This window comes from Pseudomonas sp. CLCA07, from assembly GCF_053615335.1.
Window position 1 is genome coordinate 6,242,728 of sequence record NZ_CM132131.1, and the last position, 24,620, is coordinate 6,267,347.

Here is a 24,620-nt window from a genome sequence, read left to right on the forward strand (position 1 = left end):
GACAGCCAGGCACCGGACCCCCTCAAAAACGCGGTTTGATGGTTTTCCACTCAGGCTTGTAACGCTGCATCTGTTTCACATCATCGCGCTGGCGAATGCCACAAGTCAGGTATTGGTCATGCAGCTTGCCCAATTGATCGTGATCCAGCTCCAGGCCCAACCCGGGCGCTCGGGTAATTTTCACGCAACCATCGACGATGGGCAGCTTGCCGCCCTTGATCACCTCTTCGTCCGGCTCCTGCCAAGGGTAATGCGTGTCACAGGCGTAATCGAGATTGGGCACCGAGGCGGCGACATGGGCCATGGCCATCAGGCTGATCCCTAGGTGCGAGTTGGAATGCATGGACACGCCCACGCCAAAGGTCTGGCACATTTTCGCCAGCGCCTGAGTGTCGCGTAGCCCGCCCCAATAGTGGTGGTCGGCGAGGACGATCTGCACGCTGTTCAATGCCACACTGCGGCGAAACTCATCGAAATCAGTGACCACCATATTGGTCGCCAGCGGCAGGCCGGTGCGTTTGTGCAGTTCGGACATACCCTCCAGGCCCGGCGTCGGGTCTTCGTAATATTGCAGGTCGTCGCCCAGCAGTTCGGCCATGCGAATCGACGTTTCCATGGACCAGTTAGCGTTCGGATCGATCCGCAGCGGGTAACCCGGGAAGGCCTTTTTCAGCGCCTTGATGCACGCAACTTCATGCTCTGGCTCCAGCGCGCCAGCCTTGAGCTTGATGCTCTTGAAACCATAGGTCTCGATCATGCGCCGAGCCTGGGCGACGATCTGCTCTTCGTTCAGCGCTTCACCCCAGCTGTCTGGTTTGTAAGGCGAATCGATATGCTGGGCGTATTTGAAGAACAGATAGGCGCTGAACGGAATCTCGTCACGGATCGCACCGCCCAGTAAGTCCACCAACGGCACGTTCAGCGAGTGCGCCTGTAAATCCAGGAACGCCACTTCGAACGCCGAATACGCATTGCTCACCGCTTTGCTGGCGTGCGAACCGGGTGCCAGTTCTGCGCCGGCGATGCTCGCCGGTTTGTTCGCCGCCACGGTCGCCTGCACGATGGCGCGCAGCTGATTGAGATTGAACGGGTCGAGGCCGATCAACTTGGCTTGCAATTGCTGCTGGATCGCCAGCGCCGGAGCGTCGCCGTAGCTCTCACCCAGGCCAATGTAGCCATTGTCGCTCTCGATCTCGATGATCGAACGCAGCGCAAACGGTTCGTGGATACCACTGGCATTGAGCAGTGGCGGATCACGGAAAGCGATGGGGGTGACGGTGACTCGTTTGATTTTCAAGAGGCTGCTCCCTTTGAACCTGAACTCAAGGCTTGTTGACTGATGGATTGTTTGCAGGCTGCGTCCTCGGCGGGTTTGCCGGTCCGCGAGCGAAAGGCGTCGCCACGGGGTGCCGTGCGGGCGAAAAAGATCACCACGGCCGCAACCAGTGATGTGGCGGCCAGGCCGTAAAGTCCACCCTCGATAGAGCCGGTTTTTTGTTCCAGAAAACCGAACGCCGTCGGGGCCACGAAACCGCCAAGGTTGCCGATGGAGTTGATCAGGGCGATCACCGCGGCGGCGATGCGCGCATCCAGATAGCCTTGCGGAATCGGCCAGAACAACGCCGAGGCAGCCTTGAAACCTATGGCCGCAAAACAGATGGCGACGAAGGCGAAGACCGGTCCGCCCGTGGTCGACATGAACATGCCGAAGGCCGCAATCACCAGCGTCAACGACACCCAGGCTTGCTGGTGTTTCCATTTACTGGCCATGGCGGCGAAGCCATACATCGCGACAATGGAAATGAGCCACGGAATCGAGTTGAACAGGCCGACCTGGAAGTCGCCGAGGTTGCCCATTTTTTTGATCATGCTCGGTAGCCAGAACGTGGCGCCATAGATGGTCAAGGCAATGGAAAAGTAGATAAAACAGAACAGGGCAATTTGCTTGTCGGCCAGCAGTTTGAACATCGACGGTTTGATCGTCTGGGCGGCTTCGCGAGCCTGCTGCTCCAGCGCGATGGCGCCAACCAGGGAGTCCTTTTCTTCGGCGCTCAGCCATTTCGCTTCACGCGGATGAGATTGCAGCCAGAACCAGACAAAACCGCACAGGACGATGGAGGCGAAGCCTTCAATCAGGAACATCCACTGCCAGCCATGCAGGCTGAAACCGCTGACGTTCAGCAGCGCACCGGACACCGGGCCGGAAATGACCGAAGCAATGGCGGAACCGCTGAGAAAGATCGCCATGGCTTTGCCCCGTTCAGTCGACGGCAGCCACTGGGTGAAGTAGTAAATGATGCCCGGAAAAAACCCCGCTTCGGCCGCGCCGAGAATGAAGCGCAGCACATAGAAGCTGGTTTCGCCACGCACGAAGGCCATGGCCATGGCCGCTACGCCCCAGGTGAACATGATGCGCGTCAACCAGGCGCGAGCACCGTAGCGTTGCAGCAGCATGTTGGAGGGCACTTCGAATATCGCGTAACCGATGAAGAACAGCCCGGCACCCAGGCCATAGGCCGCGGCGCCGATGCCCAGGTCGGTTTCCATGTGGCTGCGTACGAAGCCGATGTTGACCCGGTCGATGTAGTTGACGATGAACATCACCACAAACAGCGGCAGCACATGGCGCTTCACCTTGGCCGCGGCGCGGGCAAGCACATTCGGGTCCGGCGGATTCTGGAGGGTATTCAAGAGGCAACTCCCGATCATTGTTTTTTTAGGGACGAGCCGATCATGGACGCGGCAATTAATCCCGTCTAATCTAACTTGGCATTCGATTGATACCTGGATTAGATCAATGTTCGAACTGACTCAACTGCGCTGCTTCACCACGGTGGCCACCGAACTCAACTTTCGTCGCGCCGCCGAACGCCTGAACATGACGCAACCGCCCCTCAGTCGACAGATCCAACTGTTGGAGCACCACTTGGGGGTCGAGCTGTTCACCCGCACCACCCGTAGCGTTGCCCTCACCGCCGCCGGTCGCGCCTTTTTCATCGAAGCGCAGAACCTGCTGGAGCGTGCCCAGCAAGCCGCCGTCACTGCCCGGCGTTTTGCCGAAGGCGACATCGGCTCGGTCAATATCAGCTTCGTTGGCAGCGCGGTGTATGAATTCCTGCCCAAGGTCATTGCTGAAGCACGGCTCAAACAGCCCCATGTCAAAATCGATCTGTCGGAGATGAACACCTACCAACAGCACGAAGCCCTTCGCGCCCGGCGTATCGATCTGGGCATCGTCCGCGCGCCCTTGCTGGAACCGGGCTACGCCACCGAGTGCCTGGTGCGCGAGCCATTTGTCTTGGCTGTCCCCAGTCGCCACCCGCTGGCCAGTGCCGAAACCGTGTCCGTCAAAGACCTCGATGCGCAACCGTTCCTGATGTACTCCCACGCCGCCTATCCGCCGTTCAACGAACTGCTGACCGGCATGCTGCGTTCAGCCCGCGTCGCTCCGGAATACGTGCAATGGCTCGGTTCGTCACTGACTATTCTGGCGCTGGTCAACGCCGGAATGGGCCTCGCCCTGGTCCCTCGCTGCGCCACCAGCGTGGTGTTCAAGAACGTGGTGTTTCGGGATATCGATCTGGGGGAAGGCGTACAGAGCGAGCTGCATTTAATCTGGCGCGAGAATAATGACAACCCGGCGTTTGCGATGTTGCTGGAGGGGATTCGAAAGGCTGTGAGGGAGGGATGGGGGGTGTGAATTTGGCCATTTTTTTGTTGGCTCAAATGAGAGTCTGGGTCGGGCAGTTTTTGAGGGAGGTCTGGTTAGCGCAGAGCGCTAGCTACAAGTGACACTGACTGCCTTTGCGGCGCGTTCGAGCTGTTGTTTAACATCGACGGGGATCCGCTGCTTCATTAATCGTTGTTCGAGGAATGCTTGATTGCCTCGAGCGTCCACCTCTGCCTCAACAGGGGCGTCCACCGCTTCTATGGCGGCAGCGTGACTCTCCATGACCGAATCAACATCCGCCGCGCTATTCGCACCTTCGAGAGCGCGGATCAGTTTCGCCACTTCCTCTTCTTCAGCGTTAGCGTACGCCTCTACGGTCATCCCGGCAGCCAAGGCTCGCGCTCGAATTTCTACTCCTTTTAAGGCGTGCCTGGCTTCACTGCAAGAAACTTCTTGATTCTGCTTTGCGACGGCTCTCCATTGGAGTAGACCAACGGTCATCGTGCCGATAATTGCCAAGGTGATAGCACCGCTCAGGATCCGCTTCATGGCCACTCTTGGTTTCTGAAGTGAGTTATCGATGGGCGTCGCTTCATCTCATGTCGATGAGATCAAAGCGTTGCATTTACGTCAGTTTAAGGGCTGTCGATCTCCTGCCACCGACGGTGCTACCTGGAACTGACTTACTGACTATAGCTAGGAGCAGATGAACCGGGTTCAGAATTTTGTCCTGATTTACTCCTGGGCATGAACGCCCGAGGTTTCAAAAAGAATCTCACAGCGGTACCCGAGCGTCTTAGAATCTCTCGTTCTACCGCCCTTTAAAAAACTTTTTAAACCCGCGAAGGTTCAAGGAAAAGCACCTTTGCAGGGCGGTACGTCGTCCCTGAGCCGTCAATCCCCACCTTGATGTCCTCAGGTCTTCTTGGGGGAACGCAACATTCCCGCCCGTCACCCACATGAAACCCCAGCCCGTCGAACCGGCACTAACCCGTGGTGGCGTTGTCAGTAATTGGCACCTGTAGCGACGAGGATCGTCTCTGATAGCGGCACATCAAGCTACGTGTAGTGTTTTCTCCAATGCCTCACGGCAAAAAAACTCGCGACGGATTGCTCTTGGACCGACTATTCCTTTTGCGGGCGACATTCTATGGGTTTACTTCTCGATCCGCGTCATGACATTGATGCCGCTTTATTAAGCTATCGCCGGGTGTTCTGGTCGCTGGCGCTGTTCAGTGGCGTGATCAACCTGCTTGTGCTGGTGCCGTCGCTCTACATGATGCAGGTGTACGACCGGGTCCTCACCAGCCGCAACGAAACCACCTTGTTAATGCTCACATTGATCGCCCTGGGACTGTTCATGTTCAGCGCCCTGATCGAGTGGGCACGTGGTGTGGTGATGATTCGCATGAGTGCGGGGCTGGACGATGCCTTGGGCGAGCGGATTTTCGACGCTGCCTTCGCCCGCAGCCTGCGCGAGCACAACGCCAATCCGGCGCAGGTGCTCACCGATCTGGCGACGCTGCGGCAGTTGATCACCGGCCAAGGTCTGATAGCCTTGCTCGATGCGCCGTGGTTGCCAATCTTCCTGCTGGTGGCGTTCATCTTTCATCCCTGGTTCGGCGTGCTGACGCTGGTTCTGGCCCTGGTGCTGATTGGCCTCGCGCTGTGGGGCGAGTTGGCGACTCGCACGCGCTTGGGCGAAGCCAATCGCCTGGGTGTGCAGTCATCGATCTATGTAAACAGCACGTTACACAATGCCGAAGTCATCCAGGCCCTGGGCATGCTTGGGCCTTTGCGCCAGCGCTGGAGCCTGCTGCAGCAACGCATCATTACCGCCCAGGCCCATGCCAGCGATCGTAGCGCGCGTATCACCTCGACGACTCGTTTCGTACGCATCTCCGGACAGTCGCTGGCCCTGGGGCTGGGGGCGTTGCTGGTGCTTGAAGGCCAATTGTCGGCGGGCATGATGATTGCTATGTCGCTGCTGCTGGGGCGGGCGCTGGCGCCCGTGGAAATCGCTATTGGCTCGTGGAAGCAATTCAATTCCGGCCGCCAGAGCTACCAGCGCCTGAGCCAACTGCTTGCCCAGCATCCGCGCGAGCGCCTGCGTATGCCTTTGCCACCGCCCACCGGCGCGGTGCGCCTGGAGCAGTTGTATGTCGGCCCGCCTGGCGCCTCGCAACCGGTCCTGCGGGGCATCAATTTCAGCCTTGTCAAAGGGGATGTACTCGCCGTCGTCGGCCCCAGCGCCAGTGGTAAATCAACGCTGGCCAGAGCGCTGGTCGGGGTATGGCCGGCCATGGGCGGGTCGGTGCGCCTGGACAATGCCGAGATCAGTCAATGGTCCCACGACGCCCTGGGCCCGCACCTTGGATACCTGCCTCAGGACATCGAGTTGTTCGACGGCAGTGTGGCCGACAACATTGCCCGCTTCGGCGAGCAGGACGCCGACAAGATCATCGCCGCCGGGCGTCACGCCGGCATTCACGAGATGATCCTGAGGTTCCCCAAGGGTTACGACACGCCACTGGGCCCCGGCGGGCTTGGTTTATCAGGTGGACAAAAGCAACGCCTCGGCCTGGCTCGCGCGCTCTATGGGTGCCCGTCGCTGATCGTGCTCGACGAGCCCAATTCCAACCTCGATGATGCCGGAGAGTTGGCGCTGGTGCAGGCCATCAATGCGCTCAAGACTGCTGGCAGCACCGTGGTGCTGATTACCCACCGGCCTAATGTGCTGGCGGTGGTCGATCACATCCTGGTGCTCAAGGACGGCGCTCAACAAGCATTCGGTCCACGGGATCGGGTACTCAAGGCATTGATGCCGGGGCCAAGACCGGCCGCAGTCAGGGAGGCTGGCAGAAATGCGTGATCTGACCCCTGGGGCACAAATGTACAGCGAGCAGGGGCTGAGCGTGCGCGCCACCACGCCGCAGCCCTGCGCCAATACCGATGCCAGGGGGGCTGCACGCTTTGGTGTGGGTTTCCTGGTCTTGACGCTGGGGGGCTTCCTGCTCTGGGCTTGCCTGGCGCCGCTCGACCAGGGGGTCGTGGGCAGCGGCACTGTGGTGGTGGCGGGCGAACGCAAGGCTGTGCAGTCGTTGGTCGGTGGGGTGGTGGAAAAGCTGCTGGTCAGCGATGGCGACCGCGTCACGCAGGGACAGTTGCTGGTGCAGCTCAATACGGTGCAGGCGCAGTCGCAACGGGACGTGACCCTGGGCAAGTTGCTCAATGATCGTAGCGTCGAGGCGCGATTGATTGCCGAGCGCCTGGGCTCAGCCGAGATCCAATGGCCCGCTGAACTGCTGGAACGCGCCGACGAGCCTCGGGTCAAGGCCGCCATGGCCTTGCAGAGCCAATTGTTTCTGACCCGCCGCGCAGAATTGGGCAGCCGCTTGCAAATCATCGAACACGAAGTCGCGGCATTGCAGCAGCAATTGCAAGGTTACGAAGGTGTCAAGCGTAACTACGACGCGCAGATGCGTTTCCAGCAGCAGGAGCTGGAAGGCCTGCGTGGTTTGGCCAGTGAAGGCTACATTCCGCGGAACAAGCTTTTAGAGGCCGAACGCAACGCAGCCCAATTGGCCGGGCAGATTGCTTCCGGGGTGGGCGATGTCGGCAGGACCCGCCAGGCGATCAACGAAAACGGGCTCAAGGCCTTGCAGGCGCAGCAGGAATTTCGCCGCGATGCCGAAACCCAGCTCAGCGAGGTCTCTGCCGAGGCGGCAGGTTATGCCGATCAGATTAATGCCTTGCAGTTTGAAGTCGACAACGGTGCGATCCGTGCGCCGGTGTCCGGGCAGGTCATGGACGTGAGTATTCATACGGTCGGGGGCGTTGCGCAGGCCGGCCAAACCCTGATGCAGGTGGTGCCGCTGGATGCGCCGATGGCGATCACCGCGCGTTTCGAGCCGCTGATGGCCAATAAGTTGCGCCCGGGGCTGCCGGTACATGTGCATTTCACCGCGCTGCAACGGGTGGATACGCCGACCGTCACCGGCACGGTGACTACGGTGTCGGCGGACCAGTTGATTGATGAACAGACGCACCAGCCGTACTTTTCCGCCAAGGTCGAAATTCCCGCCGACACCGTCGCCTCGCTGCAGGCCTCCGGCCTGCTGGTGCGCCCCGGCATGCTCGCCGATGTCACGGTGGTGACGGGGGAACGCACCTTGATGAATTACCTGATGAAACCTTTGCGTGAACGCCTGCTAGCGGCCTTCAAAGAGGAATGAGCATGACCGATCGCAGCCGCTATCGCTGCGGTCGCGCCAGTTTGCCCATCCCCTGTAGGAGCGAGCTTGCTCGCGAAAGCGGTAGATCAGTCAGCCTGCTTGCTGAATGTACCGCCGCCTTCGCGAGCAATGTGCAACTCAGGCTGCAAAGTCGCTGGCGTGCAGTTCCTGGACGCCCACCAGTTCGAACTCGAACTCAGGGGTGGCGTCGGCGTTGACACTGCCTGCGAGGATGCCATCGGCAAAGCGCAGTTGGCCGGTGGCGTTGGTGGGGTCGAAGGCGTTGCTGCCGATGAACGTGAAGGCGTCGACGGTGGCCGTCAGGGGGTTGGCATCCAGGCCGGTAAGGTCCAGATGATCACCCTCGGTGGTCTTGAAGCCGCTGATCACATCACGCAATGCCCCGATGCCCATGTCCGACAGGGCAGCAAACGCGTAAGTGTCCGCGCCAGTGCCACCGGTAAGGCTGTCAGTGCCTGCACCGCCGATCAGCCGATCATCGCCCGAACCACCCACCAGCGTATCGTTGCCCGCACCACCGTTCAGAATGTTCCCTAAGCTGTTGCCCGACAGATTGTCGGCGTAAGCGCTTCCCGTCACGTTTTCGACAAATTTCAGGGTGTCGAGCCCGGAACTCACGGTGTTTTGTTGTGCGGACGTCGATAGGTTTACGGTAACCCCCGCCGAGGCACGCTCATAGGACACTGTGTCATTGCCATCGCGCCCGTCCAGCACGTTGTTGCCGGCACTGGCGAACAGCGTGTTGTCCAGCGCATTCCCCGTGCCATTGGCAGCGCCAGCACTATCGATATACAGATTCTCGACGTTGCTGCCGAGGGTATAGGCCGCCAGGCTGCTGTGCACGCTGTCGATCCCTCCCGGCACCCCATTGCTGTTGGTCTCGATCACGCTGTCGTCGGCGTTGTCGACATAGTAAGTGTCGTTGCCATCGCCACCGCTCATGCTGTCGTCCCCTGCGGCACCATCGAGCACGTTGTCGGCGGCATTGCCGGTGATGAAGTTGCGCCGCTCATTGCCGGTGCCGTCGATCTCCGACACGCCGGTGAGCACCAGGTTTTCGAGATTGGCGCCCAACGTCCAACTGACCGAGGCCTGCACCGTATCGATCTGCGAGGTCGAGGTGTTGGTTTCTACCACGCTGTCGAACGCGTTATCGACCACGTAAATGTCGTTGCCATCACCCCCGGTCATGGTGTCGGCGCCCAAGTCGCCATCCAGTGTGTCGTTGCCCGAGCTGCCCACCAAAGTATCCGCTTGATCGGTACCGGAAATCATCCCGCCCTGGTTCTGAGCATTGTCGAAAATGTCCTGCACGCTGTTGTTGTCGTTGGGGTCACCCTGGAAGCCAAGGTCACCGGCGATATAGTCGGCCAGGCGCTGGCCGACGATTTCTGCCGATTCCTCGTGCAGGTGCCAGACGTCATCGGGATACACCAGCGGATCGACTTCATAGCGCAAGGGCAGGTCAGTGTAGTCCACTGCCAGCTTAACGTCGGCGCGCTCGGTGGCGATGGCTTCCTGGGCGGCGCGGACATAGCCGACCCCCTCGACGATGGAGGCAATCTTCTCTTCTGAATAACCACGGGCACGCGCCGCGTCCTGCTCGTAGTGACCGGTTTCCATCATGTACACACTGAAGTTGCCGAACTGGGCATGCAGGTAATCAAACACCTTCAGGGTCGCGGCCTTGTACGCCGCTGCGGCCGCCGGTTTGTCCGTGGCGCGGCCGATCTCCTGGGCGGCTTCCTCGCCCTGGCCCCAAATGATGCCCATGGTGACGTTATCGATGGTTTGGAGTTCGGTGAGCTGGTCCTGCAGCAACGCCACGGCACGCAACAGCGCAGGCCCGGGTTGGTTGGTGTCGGTCAGCCACCAGCACAACTTGAGTTCCTCGGCGCTCAGGGTCGACAGGCCGTTGACTGTGCTTCCACCCACTGCGATGTCAATGCCGTTGCCATCGGCGTCGGTGAACTGGCTGCGCACGTCATAGGGGGTGTAGCGGTCCAGGTCGTTGACCAGCATCGAGGTGCCGGACTGATCGTCGTCCTCCGTCATGCGCAGCAGGCGCGCATTGGATTGGCCGAGTGTGGGCAGGTAGAGGATGTCTTGCTGGGCGCGCTCGCCGAACACGAAATCACTGGCAGTCAGGGTGTTGAGGTAGTTGCCGTTTAGGGCGATTTCGAAGCGATTGCCATCGGCGTCGGCCTCGGCGGATTTGATATAGGTCTTGTCGCCGGCCGCATTAAGGGTCGTGTACAACGTGCCATTGCTGCCATCGCCAAGGCCGAGAACGCCAAGACCGGAAACATTGATCTTGTCCACGCCCACGGTGAAGTCATAAATCGTGTCGGTGGCCGTGACGCCGCCGGTGTCGTAGTCGCGGTAGCTGTCGAGTGCGTTGGTGTAGCGGAAGGTGTCGGCACCGTCGCCGCCGTACAGCGAATCGCGTCCGGCGCCGCCGTCGACGATGTCCGCGCCGGTGCCGGCCTTGATGGTGTCGTTGCCACCGAGGCCGAGGATCAGGTCGGCGCCCGCCGTGCCGTTGAGACTTTCAGCATTGTTGGTGCCAGTGATGGTGTTGTCGGGCGCATCGGCCACCGCCAGGGCGAAGCTGTCGCTGACCGACGCACCTGAAGGATCGGTGGCCTTGACCAGTACGTTGTAATTGCCAGACGCCGTGCTGATCGGCGTGCCCGTGAATGTCAGGCTGGTGGCGTTGAAACTCAGCCAGGCGGGCAGGGCGCTGCTGTTGGCGAGGGTCGCGGTGTAGGTCAGCACATCCTGGTTGGCGTCGGTGAAGCTGTCGTGGGCCACGGTGTAGTTGAACGGCGTGCTTTCGGTGGCGTTCTGGTCGAGGAGGGGGATGGTCACCACTGGCGCTATATTGCTGGGGGTGTTCTGGTCGGCGAAGACAAAATGACTGGCTGTCAGGCTGTTCAGCAGGTTGCCCGCCAGCGACACTTCGAAGCGGTTACCGTTGGCGTCGACGGTGAGGTCCTTGAGGTAGGTGCGGTTGGTCGAAGCGCTGTAGGTCACTTGCAACGTGCCGTTCAGGCCATTGCCCAGGGCCGTGTAGCCGAGCGCCGAGACATCGATTTTGTCGGCGGCCACGTCGAAATCGAGGATCTGGTCACTGGCACTGGTGGAACCGGTGCGGTAGCTGTCGAGCTTTGAGGTGTAGCGGAATACGTCGGCACCCGCGCCGCCGGTGAGTTTGTCCACGCCAGTGCCGCCGACCAGAATGTCGTTGCCGGCGCCACCATTAAGGGTGTCGTTACCGCTGCCACCGAACAGTTGTTCGTTGGCAGCGGTGCCAGTCAGCGTGTCGTTGTTCGGCGTGCCATTGATCACAGTGGGGGCGCCGGGTACATCCTGTACGGCCAAGGTAAAGCTGTCGCTGACGGTTGCATTGCTGCCATCGGACGCAGTGACCTGTATGGAGTAAGTGCCCGACGCCGTGTCGGTTGGCGTGCCGCTGAAGGTGCGGGTGGCGGCGTCGAAGGTCAGCCAAACGGGCAGGGCGCTGCCATCAGCCAGTTTTGCGGTGTAGCTGAGGCTATCGTTATCCGGATCGGTAAAACTGGTGGCCGGCACCACATAACTGAACGGGGTGTTTTCGGTGGCGTTCTGATCCAGCAACGCGGTTGCCACCACCGGTGCCTGGTTGGTCGGTGATGACGTGGCGAAGACGAAGTTGGCGCTGGTCAGCTTGTCGACGTAGTTGCCGTCCAGTGCCACCTCGAACCGGTTGCCATTAGCGTCGGCGGTCAGGGTCTTGATGTAAGTCTTGGTGCCAGCAGCATTGAGCACCAGGTACACGGTGTTGTTTTTGCCGTCCCCCAGACCGGTGAAACCCATGGCTGAGAGGTCAATCTTGTCGGCGGTGATATCGAAGTCGGTGATCAAGTCGCCAAGGTTGGCGCCGCCGGTGTTGTAGTTGCGATAACTGTCCAGGCGGTTGGAGAACACGAAAGTATCCGCCCCGGCGCCACCAGTGAGAGTATCCATGCCGGCGCCGCCGTCGAGCTTGTCGTCGCCCGCGCCACCACTGAGGCTGTCGTTGCCCGCCAGGCCGAGCAAGGTGTCGGCCGAATCACTACCCGACAGCGAGTCGCTGCCGCTGGTGCCGGTGACCACCCGATTGAAAATGAAGTGGCTGGCGGTCAGGGTGCTGGCCAGGTTGCCCGAGAGAATCAACTCGAAGCGATTGCCGCTGGCGTCGGCATCGTAGTCCTTGATGTAGGTGCGGTTGTTGCTGGCGTTGTAGCTGACCTGCAAGGTGCCGCCACGGCCATTGCCCAGACCGTTGAAGCCGAGGCCGGCGAGGTCGATCTTGTCCTGGGTGACATCGAAGTCGGTAATAGTGTCATCGAAGCTTGCGGTTGCGTTGCGGTAACTGTCGGACTGAGCGACGAAACGGAACGTATCCGCGCCGGTACCGCCGGTGAGTTTGTCGATGCCTGCACCGCCCACCAGAATGTCGCCACCGGCTCCGCCATTGATAATGTCGTTGCCCGCTGCGCCATAGAAAATCTCGCTGGCGGCGCTGCCCAGCAGGGTGTCGTTGCCAGCCGTGCCTTGCACCGTGGTCATCGGCACCGTGGCGCTGACGTAGCTGCCGTCGCCATAGACCAGCGTGGCGCCATTGCTGGTGTGGCTGATGGTGTTGCCGATGATGGCGTTGCGATCGGTGCCGTCTTCATTGCGCTCTGCAACACCGTAGGTCGACAGGTCGCTGCCGCTGATGATGTTGCCCTGGATCGTGTTGTCGCTGCCGTTGAAGTACTTGGCGGACACGCCCAGGGTGTCGTCGTAGGACTGGATGATGATTTCCGGTACGGGGCTGCCCAGGGAATTGTTGTTGAGCGTGTTGTCGATGATCTCGACATGATTGCTGCCGTAAATGCGGATCCCGGCGCTGGTGTTGTCGTGGATATCGACGCCGCTGACGGTCACCTCGCTGGACAGTTTGATCAGCACCCCTTCGGCGCCGTTGCCGTACACCTCGCCACCGGTGATGGTGATATTGCTGGGGGAGGGGATGTTCTCGCTGCCGCGCTGCACCACGATGCCAGTGCCGCCATTGTTGTAGGCAACGTTGTTGGTGAGGGTGAAGTCGTGGGTACTGGTGACGACGTTGAAACCGTGGCGGTCATTGTCGTAGGCGACGTTGTTTTCGAAGGTGCTGTCGCTGAGGAAGTCGGCAACGAATCCGTCCAGGCCATTGCCGTGGGACACGCTGTTCTTGATGACCATATTGACGGTCTGCTCGTGGGGGTCGAAACCGTACCCGGAGCAATCCTTGATCTCGACGCTGTCGAGGGTGACGTTGGAGTCGTAGCCTTCTACGCCGGGAATGTAGCCGTTGAACCAACCGTCGATCTTGCCGGTGGTGTTGTCGCGGTTACCGTCGATGGTGAGGTTGCTGACGCCAAAGTCGTGGGTTTCCTCGCCATAGGCCGAGCGGATGACACCCGTGATTTTGGTGTCGGAGCCGTCAGCCACCTTGACGGTGGTTTCGCCCATGCCGTCGCCGTACAGGTAGACGTTGCTCTTGAGCATCAGGCAGCCGTCGGAGGGTTCCTCGCCTCCCGAAACGATATAAGTTCCGGTCGGCATATACACCTGCCCGCCGCCTGCGGCAGCCGCTGCATCAATAGCACTTTGTATCGCTGCCGTGTCGTCTGTGATGCCATCTCCTATGGCGCCAAAATTCTGTACGTTGAAAATCATAAACTTACTCCGTATCAGGTTAAAACCTCGGTAAGCGCCAATATTCCATCGGCGGCCACCGTGTTATGACCCAGCGGAGCGCAAAAGTTTTGACAGAAAACCGAACTAACTGATCAGCGGTTGTGAGGTGTTTCAAATAAGTAACGTTCTGTTGACGCTTGCTTAAAGTGCCACTATCGCAGCATCGGCCAGGATCGTGCCCTGGCCGAGCAGGCCCGCATTGCCTTACTGGAAAACGAAAAAGCTCATGCCACCGACAGGGTCGCCGCGATGGCCGATCAATCAGGCGGCGGGGAGCAGGCCTTTCTGTTTGGCGACATGAGTCGCCAATGCGTCCATCAAATCCGGGGACAGGCAGTCATAGGGCTCCAGGCCAATCGAGCGCAGGCGCTCACGGATCGCCTTCATTTGCGCTGGCGGTGTGCCGGTTTCGATGATGGAGGACACGAACGCCGCGAAACCCGGCGCAGCCCATCCGCTTTGGGGAGAGAGCTCGGTGTGGACGAAGTCCAGGCCATAAAACGCATGGCCCTTGTTCTCGATGCGCCCGAAGAGATGGGTGTGGCACTGCTTGCAGGCGTGGCGCTGAATGGTGGCGGTTTCGTCGACTATCGCCAGTTTTTCGCCGTGGGCAGTGACGCTGACCTTGTCCCGAGGTACCACGGCGATGACGGCGAATGTCGCGCCTTGCGGTTTCCAGCATTTACTGCAGCCGCACGCGTGGTTATGCAGCGTTTGTGCGTCAATCCTGACCTCGACCTTGTCGGTCGCACACAGGCATTGCAGGGTGCCACCTGTGAAATTCGTGGCGGCGGGTTGGATACCATTGTCCAGTGCAGGGTGAAGTTTCAAGGTGGTCATGCTGGCGTCTCCTTTGCAGTTTGTCCCCAGATAAAGGATAGCTCGTCGTTCGAAGCGTTTCTCTCGGCGGATGACCTTGCCTTGTTTTTCGAATGCACAAATCCCCCTCCCTGAGGGGGCGGTTCTGCTGGCGACCTGGAGTTTGCGCAGGAACTCGATTTTCGTTCCGATTCGGACCGTCAAGCCCCCTCTAAAACGTTTTTACACAGCCTCGGCCGAACGCTGCCAGAAGTATTGCCCTGCGACCTCGGCGGGTACTGAAGCTTCAATTTTTACTGTACGGGAGAGTTGGAGGCCGCACTGATGGACGCGTCACCGCAGCCTGTCGGAAGTTGCACAGGCCACGGTACCGAACAGCTTGCTCGATGCGCCCCTAGCCAGCGCTGATGTTGCCACAGAAAATTGGACGGCTGCCGTCTGCCGGGCTGGTGCGAACGAGCAAGGCATATTCACCCTTGGTCAGTTCGTTCAGCGCCACCGGTGCCTGAGCCCAGTATTGGGTTCGCGACGCTAGCGATGGATAATCGACACTGTTGGCCTGATGGGTCTTGTACGCCGGTTGTGCGCCCAAATGCTGGCACGAGCCAGCATAGATAGCGGTGTCAAGGCGGCTAGGTACGGCCAAGTCGGGGGGGACACCACCGATGGTGAGCCAGATGCTGGTTTGATTGCCCACCGGACTAAGGTTGGCTCGAGCGATATGCTCAGCGTTTTGCGGGGTAGCCTGTAAGGGGACATCAACAATTTCAGTTCTGCTCGCACAACCTGAAATCGCCCCTGCCACTACTACCAACGCCAGCCAAGATGTTCTGTTCATTACAGATCTCCTGATTTGAGGTGCGTTGATTTCATCCCCCTTGTGGAGTTTAGTGGCTTGTTCCGTGTGCGGGATCGAACTGATGGATGGTGTGTAAAAGCGCATTCGTGCTACGTCGTGCAAAGCGCCGACGGCCGTTTGATGAGTGATTTCGCGATATGCGCTGCTAAGATAAATCCATCTTTAGTTGCTACTGTAGTTGCCAATCATGCGCGCAAAAATATTTGTGAGTGTTGCTGTGAGTTGTAATTCGGTTGTTTCAGAGCTGTACCACTGAGACTGCCCAAATAGAATTATGACGGCTGTATTTGTGAGTGGGCAGATGTCGCCATTAAACGTTTCTTTCTCGTCGCGCTCATAAACGATAACAGTGCTTAAAAGTGCTGAGTATCTGTCTTTCAGCTGAATAATCCGAGTCTGTTGTTCTTCATTAAGATTCGTAAATTCACTGGTGATCAGAGCCAGTTTATGTTTTTCATTAAAATTGAATTTGACGAAGACTTGAATAAATAAATTTAGTCGCTCGCAAGGGCTTCGTGCATTTTTCATTCGACGCTTCGTTTCCTGCAATAAATCCAATAAGCCGGACTCTATGAGTTCGAACAACAAGGCTTGTTTGTTATCGATGTGATGGTATAGCGATCCGGCATGCAATCCCAGGTAGCTCGCCAGATCTCGCAAGCCGACTGCCTGAAAGCCACGAGTGGCAAAGAGTTCCAACGCAGCGTCAAGAATTCGATCGCGAGCGCTGTGTATTGGATTGGCTGATGCGATGGTAGTTTGCATGTCGATCCGTCTACTAGAAAAATGAAAGCGTGGCGAATACGCGTCGTAGATTGATGCAGGCTTATTCATCTGCACGAAACAGGACGCGCGCGTGCCGCAAATCTCAGAATTGAAATTATTTTCACCATAGAACTGGGCTTAGCTTATCCCCGGTGGCGATAGCCCGTTCTGGACGCATGGCTCGCGGTGCGCATCAGCAATAGCACTGCGCAAATTACCGGCAGGTTCACCAGCAGCAGCGCATACCGCAGTGACTCGTGGCCAAACTGAGGAAGCAACATATCGCTGAACAAGCCGGTTATCAGTGGCCCGATGCCCACCCCGAGCAACGTGCTGACGATGGTTTGCAGAGCCATGGCGGTACCGCGTCGACCGGGTGGCACCAGTTGGGTGACGAGGTTGTAGGACGGGGCGACCCACCAGACGGCAAAGAAGGAATAAAGCGCGCACCAGAGCATGGCGGTTGGAATCGGCACATCGCCCAAGCGCACCAACAGGGAGTCGGACCAGAGCAGATAGGGGATCAGCGCGCAGATGGCCGTCAAGTGGCCGAATATCGGTATCGAAACTTGCCAGTGTGGATTGCGACGGCACAGGCGGTCACTCAACCAGCCACTGAACAAACCACCGATCCCGGCCGAAGTACCGCAGATCACCCCCGCCAGCAATCCGGCGTGTTGCAATGACAGGCCGTGGGAGCGCACCAGGAAGCTCGTGTTCCACATGCCAATGGCATAGGAGCTGAGCGTGGTCAGTCCTCCTGCGAGGATCAGGCAACGATAGGCCGGCAACGCCCAGAGCTTGCGTGCTTCAGCGCCCATGCCCAGCAGCGCAGGCTGCGTTTGGGGGTGTGGCGTAAGGTCCCAACGGCCACGCTGAGGGTCGCGCACGACAAAGGCCAGGATGGCGCTGAACACCAGCGCCGGCACTCCAAGGGCAACGAACGCACTGCGCCAGCCATAGTGCTCCACCACCCAGGCGCCGATGCTTAACCCAATGATCGAGGAAAACGTCGGTGCTGCGGTAAAACAACTGATAGCGAATGAGCGTCGTTGTGGTGGATACAGGTCAGCGATCAACGACAGCGAGGCCGAAGTCGTCGGCGACTCGCTGACTGCAACCAGCATGCGCGCAATGGCCAGCGCAAGGAAACTGCCGGCCAATCCGCAAGCCATTGTCGCCACAGCCCAGAGAAGACAAGACATTGCCAGCAGGCGTATACGCGGCATGCGGTCCACCAGCCGACCCGCTGGCAGCCCCATGAGTGCGTAGACCGCCGCGAACGCCAATCCCGAGATCAACCCGATGGCGGTGTCGCTGACCGCGAATTCGGATTTGATCGGTTCGACCATGACCGCCAGTATTTGTCGCCCGACGAAGTTGTCGGCAAACACCATGGCCAGCAGCAATAGCAAGCCGTGGCTGCCCCAGCCGACCCTGGCCGGTGACAACAAACCTGCGCGGGCAGTCACCGCGGCGCCCACAGATCAGGCAGGCCGGGGTCACTCACGACGATCAGGCGCTTGAGCAAGACCTTCAAAGCCTGCGCGTCGGCCGCGCCGAGTTTGACCGAGAGATCTTCTTCCACGGCCTTGGCCAGCGCCAATTGATGCAGTGAAACCTCGCGGCCCTGGGCCGTGAGGACAAACCGTAATGAGTCTGCCGAGCTCTCGAACGCGACCAAGCGCTGACGTTCGAGGAAACGCATGCTGGCCAGCGAGACTTCGCGGCCAGTGTAGTTAACAAAGGTGTTGATTTCCTCAAGGGTCAGGTTGTCGCGAATACACAAAATCGAAAGAACAAAAAACGTCTGTTCGTCCAGCTGCTGACTGCTCAGTAGCTGCCGCAGGACGTTCAGGACTTGATAGTGCCCACGCCCGAGCAGGTAACCGAGCAAGTCCTCGGTGTAGCTGCACTCCGGTGGTGGCGGGGTGGTAGCCAGTCGCAGTTCGCTACGTGGCTTGCGCGTGGCCAGAGCGTATTGGCCACTCTGGAACGCCAGTGGCGCGCGGTCGCTGTGATCGAAGGCGAGTACCTCACCGACAAAGATCACATGGTCGCCGCCTTCGTACTGGAATGCCGTGCGGCACTGGAAACGTGCCGTGCAATCTTGCAGTAGCGGTGCCTCGCTGATGCCATTGTCCAGTTCGATCTCGGCGAACTTGTCCTCGCCCTGAGTGGCGAAACGTCCCGACAGAGTCTCTTGCTCCGTGGACAGCACATGCACGTTCCAATGCTTGCCGCTGCTGAAGATCGGCAGACTGCGTGCTTGCTTGGACAGACTCCAGAGCACCAGCGGCGGGTTGAGCGACACCGAGTTGAAACTGTTGGCGGTGATGCCCACCGGCGAGCCGTCTTCGGTCTGGGTGGTGATGATCGTGACCCCAGTGGTGAACGTGCCGAGCGCGGCACGAAATGCCTGGGGATCGAAGCTGATGTTTTGCATTGCCATGACTGGCCTCATGGAGTGGAGTTTTCGTATGGCCAGTATTAGGCGTTTGCAGGTGCTGAACATCGTCTCAACGGACTAACACTAATGCAGGGCCTCGTCCGATTGGACGAGGCGGCGCAGGTGTTGGCAAGGCTAGGGTGGCGCCTGGCGCATGGGGCGCTTAACGGCCATTGAGCCAACCTGCAAGGGGATAACAATGAGTTCAGCCACGTCTTGCGTCGAAGACCTTTCCAGCCTGCTGGCGCGACAGAAGAGCGCCTTTGCCAGTGCCGGGAGTGTCAGCGCCGATACCCGCCGCCAGCGACTCCAGCAAGTGATCGATCTGTTAGTCCACAACCATGCAGCATTGACCGCGGCGATCGACCAGGACTTCGGCGGGCGACCTGCCGGTTTCTCATTGATGAATGACGTGCTGGGCGCACTGGCCTCGCTTAAATATGCCCGCGATCATCTGCAGGCATGGATGCAGGACGAGCCGCGCCAGATGTTCAGCCCTTATGACCAACTCGGCGCCACGGCCTGGGTCATGTACCAGCCCAAGGGTACGGTGGGCATCCTCGGCACCTGGAACGCGCCGTTGTACACCTTGTTCAGCCCGTTGGCATCGGCTCTGGCAGCCGGCAATCGGGCTATCCTGAAGCCTTCGGAGGTGGTGCCACGCACCGCGCAACTGGTGGCAGATCTGTGCGCCAAACACCTCGACTCGTTGGTTGTTGCGGTGGTCAACGGTGGGCCGGAGCTGGGCGAGGCCTTTAGTAGCGAGCCCTTCGACCACCTGGTGTTCACCGGCAGCACGGCGATTGGCCGGCGGGTAATGGGCAACGCTGCGAAAAACCTGGTACCGGTCACCCTGGAACTGGGTGGCAAGTCGCCGGTGATCGTCTCGCGCAGCGCCGAGCTGAACAAGGCCGCGTTCAGTATTGCGGCGGGCAAGGCCTGCAATGGCGGACAGATTTGTATCAACCCGGATCTGGTGTACGTGCCCAAGACCTCGCTCGAACCGTTCCTCCAGGCGCTGCGCAGTGCTTATTGCGACCTCAATCCGACAGTGGCCGGCAACCCGGATGTGGTGGCGGTGGTCAACCAGCGTCACCTGGACCGAGTCGAAGGCCTGATCGAGGATGCGCAGCTGCGCGGTGCGCGCATCGAGTGCCTGCCCGAACCACTGGCCGTAAATGTCCGGGACCGTCGTCGTCCACTGCGGGTGGTGATTGATCCGGCCCCGGACAGCCTGATCATGCACGAGGAAATCTTTGGCCCGGCGATTGTCGTGCTGAGCTATGACGACCTCGATCAGGTCATCGCTGAAATCAACGGCAGGCCACGTCCACTGGCGCTGTATTACTTCGGCGAGGATGCTCGGGAGCAACGTCACGTGCTGGAGCACACCCTGTCCGGCGGGGTCACCATCAACGACGTGATGATGCACGCAGCCATGCACGATGCACCATTCGGCGGTGTCGGCGCCTCGGGCATGGGCCATTACCATGGTCGCGAAGGGTTTCTCGAATTCAGTCACTTGCGCACGGTGTTCAAGGCATCGGACCTCGACCCGCGCCGCGAATGGGGCCTGTTGCCGCCCTATGGCGAGCACTACCTGGCGGCCATGCTGGCCGGTGTCACTTGCGACTGATATCGGTGTGGGGCCTTGCGTTCCCCATCCGTTGCATGAGGTAGGCGATGTTTATGTTCAAGGCAATTACTATCGCCCAGCGCCTGTGGCTCTGGGCGCTGCTGGCGACGTTATTGTTCGTCCTGGCGGTGCTGTTCGGCGCCTATGGCTTGCAACAGGCGCGCAACAGTCTACGGGCCATCAATGAGGACAACCTGGCGACATTGTTGATCTTCGGCGACATAGGACACCGGCTCGATGAAAGTCGGCGCCAGGTCTTGCTGGCGATTCAGCACGACCCGGAAGGCCCGCTGGTGGCAGCGTTCGACCGTCCGGTGGAAGTCACCTTGAACGCCATCGAGAGCAACGACCGGGCGCTTGACCAGGCCTGGTCGAGCTATCGCCAACGCAACTTGAGCGGTGAAGAACAGGGGGCGTGTGGTCGACCGGGTACGTGACGGTGTCAATTTGGCCCATGAGGCCGGCGATTCGGTGGCGCAGATTCGCAGTGGCACCGATGATGTGATCCGCAGCGTGGACACCATAGCCGCAGTCATCACCGAACAGGTACGAGTGACACGGGAAATGGTCACCCGGGTCGAGAGTATCTCCACCGGTACCGGTGCGCTGTCGGCCAATGCCGGTCGCAGTGCGGTGGCCGCCGCGGATCTGGAACAACTGGCGCGGGCGCTGGATCAATTGTCGGCGCGCTTTCATGTCGCGTGAACACCGCGATCCCCGTAGGAGCCAGGCTTGCCGGCGAATGGAACGCCGCGTTGTATCTGTCGCACCGCGTTATCGTTCTTCGCCGGCAAGCCTGGCTCCTGCAGGGCTGTGCAAATTTTCAGAATAATCATCAATCAGGGCGCGATCATCACCATGGATAACCACGAAAACGCACCACTCAACTCCACCACTGGCTGGCCGCGCCGCAGCGTGCTCAAAGCCGGTGCCGTGGCTTTCGGCGTCGGGCTCCTGGGGCGCTTTGCCGACGCCCGCGCGGCGGGACTTTCGGCCAGCGACTACCAGGCCATGGACGCCTGGGCGATGAGCCAGGCGATCCGCAGCGGCGAACTGAGTGCCGAGGACCTGATCGCGGCGACGCTGGCCCGCTACAACGAAGTCAACCCCAGGGTCAATGCGGTGAACATGCTGCATGAAACCTACGCTCGCACCTTGCTGGCCCAGCGCCGCGCGGCGGGCACTCAGAACCAGGGCGCCCTGGCCGGCGTGCCGCTGCTGCTCAAGGACCTCAACACTCCCCTGCAGGGCACCGTCACCAGTAACGGTTGCCGGATGTTAAAGGACTCACCACCCGCAACTCGCACCAGTACCCTGATCTCCCGCTATGAGCAGGCCGGTGCAGTGCCATTCGGCAAGACCACGTGTCCCGAGTTCGGCTTGACCACCACCACCGAATCCCTGGCCTGGGGCCAGACCCATAACCCATGGAACCTGGCCATGAGTGCGGGCGGTTCCTCCGGAGGCGCGGCGGCGGCGGTAGCGGCGGGGATCGTACCCGTGGCCCACGCCACCGATGGCGGCGGTTCGATCCGCATTCCGGCTTCGTACTGCGGCTTGGTCGGACTCAAGCCCAGCCGCTATCGCACCCCCAGCGGACCGCTACATTTCGAAGGATGGTTTGGCGCCAGTGTGGCCAACGTAGTCTCGCGCACGGTACGCGATACCGCGCTGTTCCTTGATGTCGGGCAGGGCCATGAAACGGGCAGTGCATATTGGTGCCCACCACTGGTGCGACCGTATGTAGAGGAATTACAGCGCGAGCCGGGCAAGCTACGTGTGGCCGTGGTGCGTCAGTCGCTGACCGGTGCGCCGCTTGAGCCGGCGATTGCCGCCACCCTGGAGCAGACCATCAAGCAACTGCTGGCTCTGGGACACGAGATCGACGAGTTGACGCTCAACGTCGATCCGCGCCAGTTGTTCGGTGCCCATGGCATGGTGATAGGTACCGCGGTGCGAACCCTGATCCACGACCGTGAGCAGGTACTCGGACGGGTTGCCACGGCGCAGGACCTGGAGAAGATCACCATGGTCAACCTGGAGCGTTCGAAGGGCATCAGTGGCGAGGACCTATACCGCGCCCGCCAATCGTTCGAGAGTATCGGCGCGACCATGGAGCAGCACTTCGACCGCTACGACGTGATCCTGTCGCCGGTCACCGGCAGCCTGACCCCAAAACTCGGCCTGTTGTCCCTGGACCAGCCCTGGGACAGCTACGCCCACAATGCCATGGGCAGCGCCGGCTTCACGGTACTGGCCAACGTCAGCGGCCAACCGGCTATCTCTCTGCCGCTGGGCCAGAGCGACGACGGCCTGCCGGTGGGCATGATGTTTACCGCTCGCCTGGGAGGAGAAGACGTGCTGCTGCGCCTGTCCAGCCAGCTGGAACAAGCCCATCCGTGGGCCACCCGACGCGCCACGCTGTAACCGCCCGATGATCGTTCCCATGCACTTGGGGATGATCATGTCCCTGTAGGAGCTAGGCTTGCCGGCGAAGAACGATGACGCGGTCCGGCAGATACACCGTGTCGTCCCGTTCGCGGGCAAGCCTCCTACAGGAGCGAGGGTGGTTACCGGCCCCTAGTCCACTTTGACGATGAGCCCATCCCCCCGCAGCCCTGATCATGGGCTGCACTCCGCCAGCGCACCCTGCGTGGTCGGCGGTTTCTTTCTGACCTCAGCTAATGGCATAACAACAATGACGGCTCAAGTTCAGTCTCAGACCCACTATGACGTAATCGTCGTCGGTTCGGGCGCAGGTGCGATGACTTCGGCGGTGTTCCTCGCCGACCAGGGTTTGCGCGTGCTGGTGGTGGAGAAAAGCGACCAGTACGGCGGCACGTCGGCGATCTCCGGCGGCGGTATCTGGATCCCGAATAACCACTACTTCGCTCGCATGAACGGCAACGACAGCTACGCTACGGCCCTGACCTACCTGCAAGCGGCGGCGGGCGAGCATGTCGATGAAACGCGCCTGCGTGCCTACCTGGACAATGCGCCGAAGATGATCGAACAGCTCACCCGTATCAGCCGGGTGCGCTACGCGGTAGCGGCCAAATACCCTGATTATTATCCGCATCTGCCGGGGGCTCTGGCCGGTGGACGGACCCTGGATCCGGAGCTCTTCGACACCAGCCTGTTGGGTGAGGAACTGGCGAACCTGCGCAAACCGTCGCCTTCAACCCTGCTGATGGGGCGCATCGCCTGGACTGCGCGCGATGCGCACAAGGCCATGGCTCGCAGTTTCGGCTGGCGCTTGCTGATCATGAAACTGATGCTGCGCTATAAGCTGGACTTCAAATGGCGACGCAAAAGCAAGATGGATCGCCGCGCATCCCTGGGCAGTTCGTTGGTGGCCTCCCTGCGACGCTCGCTGATGGACCGCAACGTGCCGCTTTGGCTCAACACCGATTTTTCCGGCCTGATCACCGACAACGGACGGATCAGCGGTGTAACCGTGCTGCGTGACGGTGCCGAGTTGCAACTGCATGCGCGCCTGGGGGTGATCCTGGCCTCTGGTGGCTTCGAACAAAACCAACTCCTGCGCGACCAGTACCTGCCCAAGCCAACCCGCAAGTCTTGGAGCGCGACACCGCCTGGCAACAACACCGGCGCGGCGTTGGAAGCCGGCATGGCTCAGGGCGCGGCCACCGCGTTGATGGATTGGGCCTGGTGGGCGCCGACCATTGCCGTGCCGGGAGAAGACAAGCCCCGGGGGATCTTTGCCGAGCGTGCGTTCCCTGGTGCCATCGTGGTCAACGGTGAGGGGCAACGGTTTGTCAACGAGGCTGCACCATACCTGGAGTTCGTCGATGCCATGCATCAGGACAACCAGAAAACCGGCGGGAAATCGGTGCCAGCCTGGGTGATCTTCGACGCGCATTTCCGCTTCAACTACGCCATGGGCCCGTTGATGCCCGGCCAGATCATGCCCGACAGCCGCCTGCGCAAGGAGTGGCTCAACAACCTGTACTGGAAGGCCGACACCCTGGCCGGGCTGGCCCGGCAGATCGGCGTCGACAGTGCCGGCCTGGAAGCCACCGTCAGCAAGGTCAACGACTATGCCCAAAGCGGTGTGGACCTCGATTTTGCCCGTGGTGGCAACGTCTTCGACCGCTATTACGGCGACTCCAACATCAAGCCCAACCCCTGCCTGGCGCCGCTGCGCAAAGGCCCGTATTACGCCATGCGCCTGGATGCCGGGGACATCGGCACCAAGGGCGGCCTGTTGACCAACGAGCACGCACAGGTGGTGCGCGATGACGGCACAACCATCGCGGGCTTGTACGCCATCGGCAACTGCTCGGCGTCGGTGATGGGCACCAGCTATCCGGGAGCGGGTGGCACTCTGGGGCCGGCGATGACCTTCGGCTATGTCGCCGCCAACCACTTGGCCAGCCAGCGTTAGGAGG

Annotated in this window: 17 protein-coding genes; 8 read left to right on the forward strand and 9 right to left on the reverse strand. The window is 60.3% G+C overall.

Features of this window, described 5'->3' with window-relative positions; all coding sequences use genetic code 11:
• Positions 1-22 precede the first annotated feature (22 nt).
• Positions 23-1,297 (reverse strand): glucarate dehydratase family protein, encoded by a 1,275-nt coding sequence (locus tag ACWGZX_RS28625; RefSeq protein WP_452626477.1) that lies wholly within the window; start codon positions 1,295-1,297, stop codon positions 23-25.
• Entirely contained in the window at positions 1,294-2,691 is a 1,398-nt protein-coding gene (locus ACWGZX_RS28630) for an MFS transporter (protein WP_452626478.1), read from the reverse strand. The genes ACWGZX_RS28625 and ACWGZX_RS28630 overlap by 4 nt, the downstream gene beginning before the upstream one ends.
• A 106-nt stretch (positions 2,692-2,797) precedes the next feature.
• On the opposite strand from ACWGZX_RS28630, the gene ACWGZX_RS28635 reads away from it, so the two are divergent.
• Positions 2,798-3,700, forward strand: a complete 903-nt coding sequence (locus tag ACWGZX_RS28635) for a LysR substrate-binding domain-containing protein (protein ID WP_452626479.1) — start codon at positions 2,798-2,800, stop codon at positions 3,698-3,700.
• A gap of 78 nt (positions 3,701-3,778) precedes the next feature.
• On the opposite strand, the gene ACWGZX_RS28640 is transcribed toward ACWGZX_RS28635, so the two are convergent.
• Positions 3,779-4,219, reverse strand: coding sequence for a hypothetical protein (locus tag ACWGZX_RS28640; protein ID WP_452626480.1), 441 nt, complete (start codon positions 4,217-4,219; stop codon positions 3,779-3,781).
• Positions 4,220-4,820: 601 nt separating this feature from the next.
• Between ACWGZX_RS28640 and ACWGZX_RS28645 the strand changes: the two genes are divergently transcribed.
• Together ACWGZX_RS28645 and ACWGZX_RS28650 are read left to right on the forward strand one after the other, a co-directional pair.
• Positions 4,821-6,542, forward strand: coding sequence for a type I secretion system permease/ATPase (locus ACWGZX_RS28645; RefSeq protein WP_452626481.1), 1,722 nt, complete (start codon positions 4,821-4,823; stop codon positions 6,540-6,542).
• A complete protein-coding gene (locus ACWGZX_RS28650) occupies positions 6,535-7,905 on the forward strand; it encodes an HlyD family type I secretion periplasmic adaptor subunit (RefSeq protein WP_452626482.1) in 1,371 nt (456 codons plus the stop codon). The genes ACWGZX_RS28645 and ACWGZX_RS28650 overlap by 8 nt, the downstream gene beginning before the upstream one ends.
• A 138-nt stretch (positions 7,906-8,043) precedes the next feature.
• Here the strand turns inward: ACWGZX_RS28650 and ACWGZX_RS28655 are convergent, their stop codons facing one another.
• From ACWGZX_RS28655 to ACWGZX_RS28680, 6 genes are all read right to left on the reverse strand, one after another.
• A complete protein-coding gene (locus tag ACWGZX_RS28655) occupies positions 8,044-13,659 on the reverse strand; it encodes a putative Ig domain-containing protein (RefSeq protein WP_452626483.1) in 5,616 nt (1,871 codons plus the stop codon).
• A 282-nt stretch (positions 13,660-13,941) separates the two neighbouring features.
• Positions 13,942-14,520, reverse strand: coding sequence for an S-(hydroxymethyl)glutathione synthase (gfa, locus tag ACWGZX_RS28660; protein ID WP_452626484.1), 579 nt, complete (start codon positions 14,518-14,520; stop codon positions 13,942-13,944).
• A 373-nt stretch (positions 14,521-14,893) separates the two neighbouring features.
• Complete coding sequence (locus tag ACWGZX_RS28665; RefSeq protein ID WP_223521577.1) at positions 14,894-15,337, reverse strand: hypothetical protein; 444 nt, start codon at positions 15,335-15,337, stop codon at positions 14,894-14,896.
• 183 nt (positions 15,338-15,520) lie between these two features.
• The gene (locus ACWGZX_RS28670) at positions 15,521-16,123 is read right to left on the reverse strand and encodes a TetR/AcrR family transcriptional regulator (protein WP_452626485.1); all 603 of its coding nucleotides are present in this window, start codon (positions 16,121-16,123) and stop codon (positions 15,521-15,523) included.
• A 143-nt stretch (positions 16,124-16,266) separates the two neighbouring features.
• On the reverse strand, positions 16,267-17,574 hold the full coding sequence (locus ACWGZX_RS28675; RefSeq protein ID WP_452629082.1) for a spinster family MFS transporter: 1,308 nt from the start codon (positions 17,572-17,574) through the stop codon (positions 16,267-16,269).
• A 17-nt stretch (positions 17,575-17,591) separates the two neighbouring features.
• The gene (locus tag ACWGZX_RS28680; RefSeq protein ID WP_452626486.1) at positions 17,592-18,575 is read right to left on the reverse strand and encodes a flavin reductase; all 984 of its coding nucleotides are present in this window, start codon (positions 18,573-18,575) and stop codon (positions 17,592-17,594) included.
• Positions 18,576-18,771: 196 nt separating this feature from the next.
• Here ACWGZX_RS28680 and ACWGZX_RS28685 point away from each other — a divergent pair, with 196 nt between their 5' ends.
• From ACWGZX_RS28685 to ACWGZX_RS28705, 5 genes are all read left to right on the forward strand, one after another.
• Positions 18,772-20,208, forward strand: a complete 1,437-nt coding sequence (locus ACWGZX_RS28685) for a coniferyl aldehyde dehydrogenase (RefSeq protein WP_452626487.1) — start codon at positions 18,772-18,774, stop codon at positions 20,206-20,208.
• 53 nt (positions 20,209-20,261) lie between these two features.
• On the forward strand, positions 20,262-20,645 hold the full coding sequence (locus tag ACWGZX_RS28690) for a Tar ligand binding domain-containing protein (protein WP_452626488.1): 384 nt from the start codon (positions 20,262-20,264) through the stop codon (positions 20,643-20,645).
• A gap of 10 nt (positions 20,646-20,655) precedes the next feature.
• A complete protein-coding gene (locus tag ACWGZX_RS28695; protein WP_452626489.1) occupies positions 20,656-20,913 on the forward strand; it encodes a hypothetical protein in 258 nt (85 codons plus the stop codon).
• Between the two features lie 153 nt (positions 20,914-21,066).
• Complete coding sequence (locus tag ACWGZX_RS28700; RefSeq protein ID WP_452626490.1) at positions 21,067-22,635, forward strand: amidase; 1,569 nt, start codon at positions 21,067-21,069, stop codon at positions 22,633-22,635.
• Positions 22,636-22,906: 271 nt separating this feature from the next.
• The gene (locus tag ACWGZX_RS28705; protein WP_452626491.1) at positions 22,907-24,616 is read left to right on the forward strand and encodes an FAD-binding protein; all 1,710 of its coding nucleotides are present in this window, start codon (positions 22,907-22,909) and stop codon (positions 24,614-24,616) included.
• Positions 24,617-24,620: the final 4 nt, after the last annotated feature.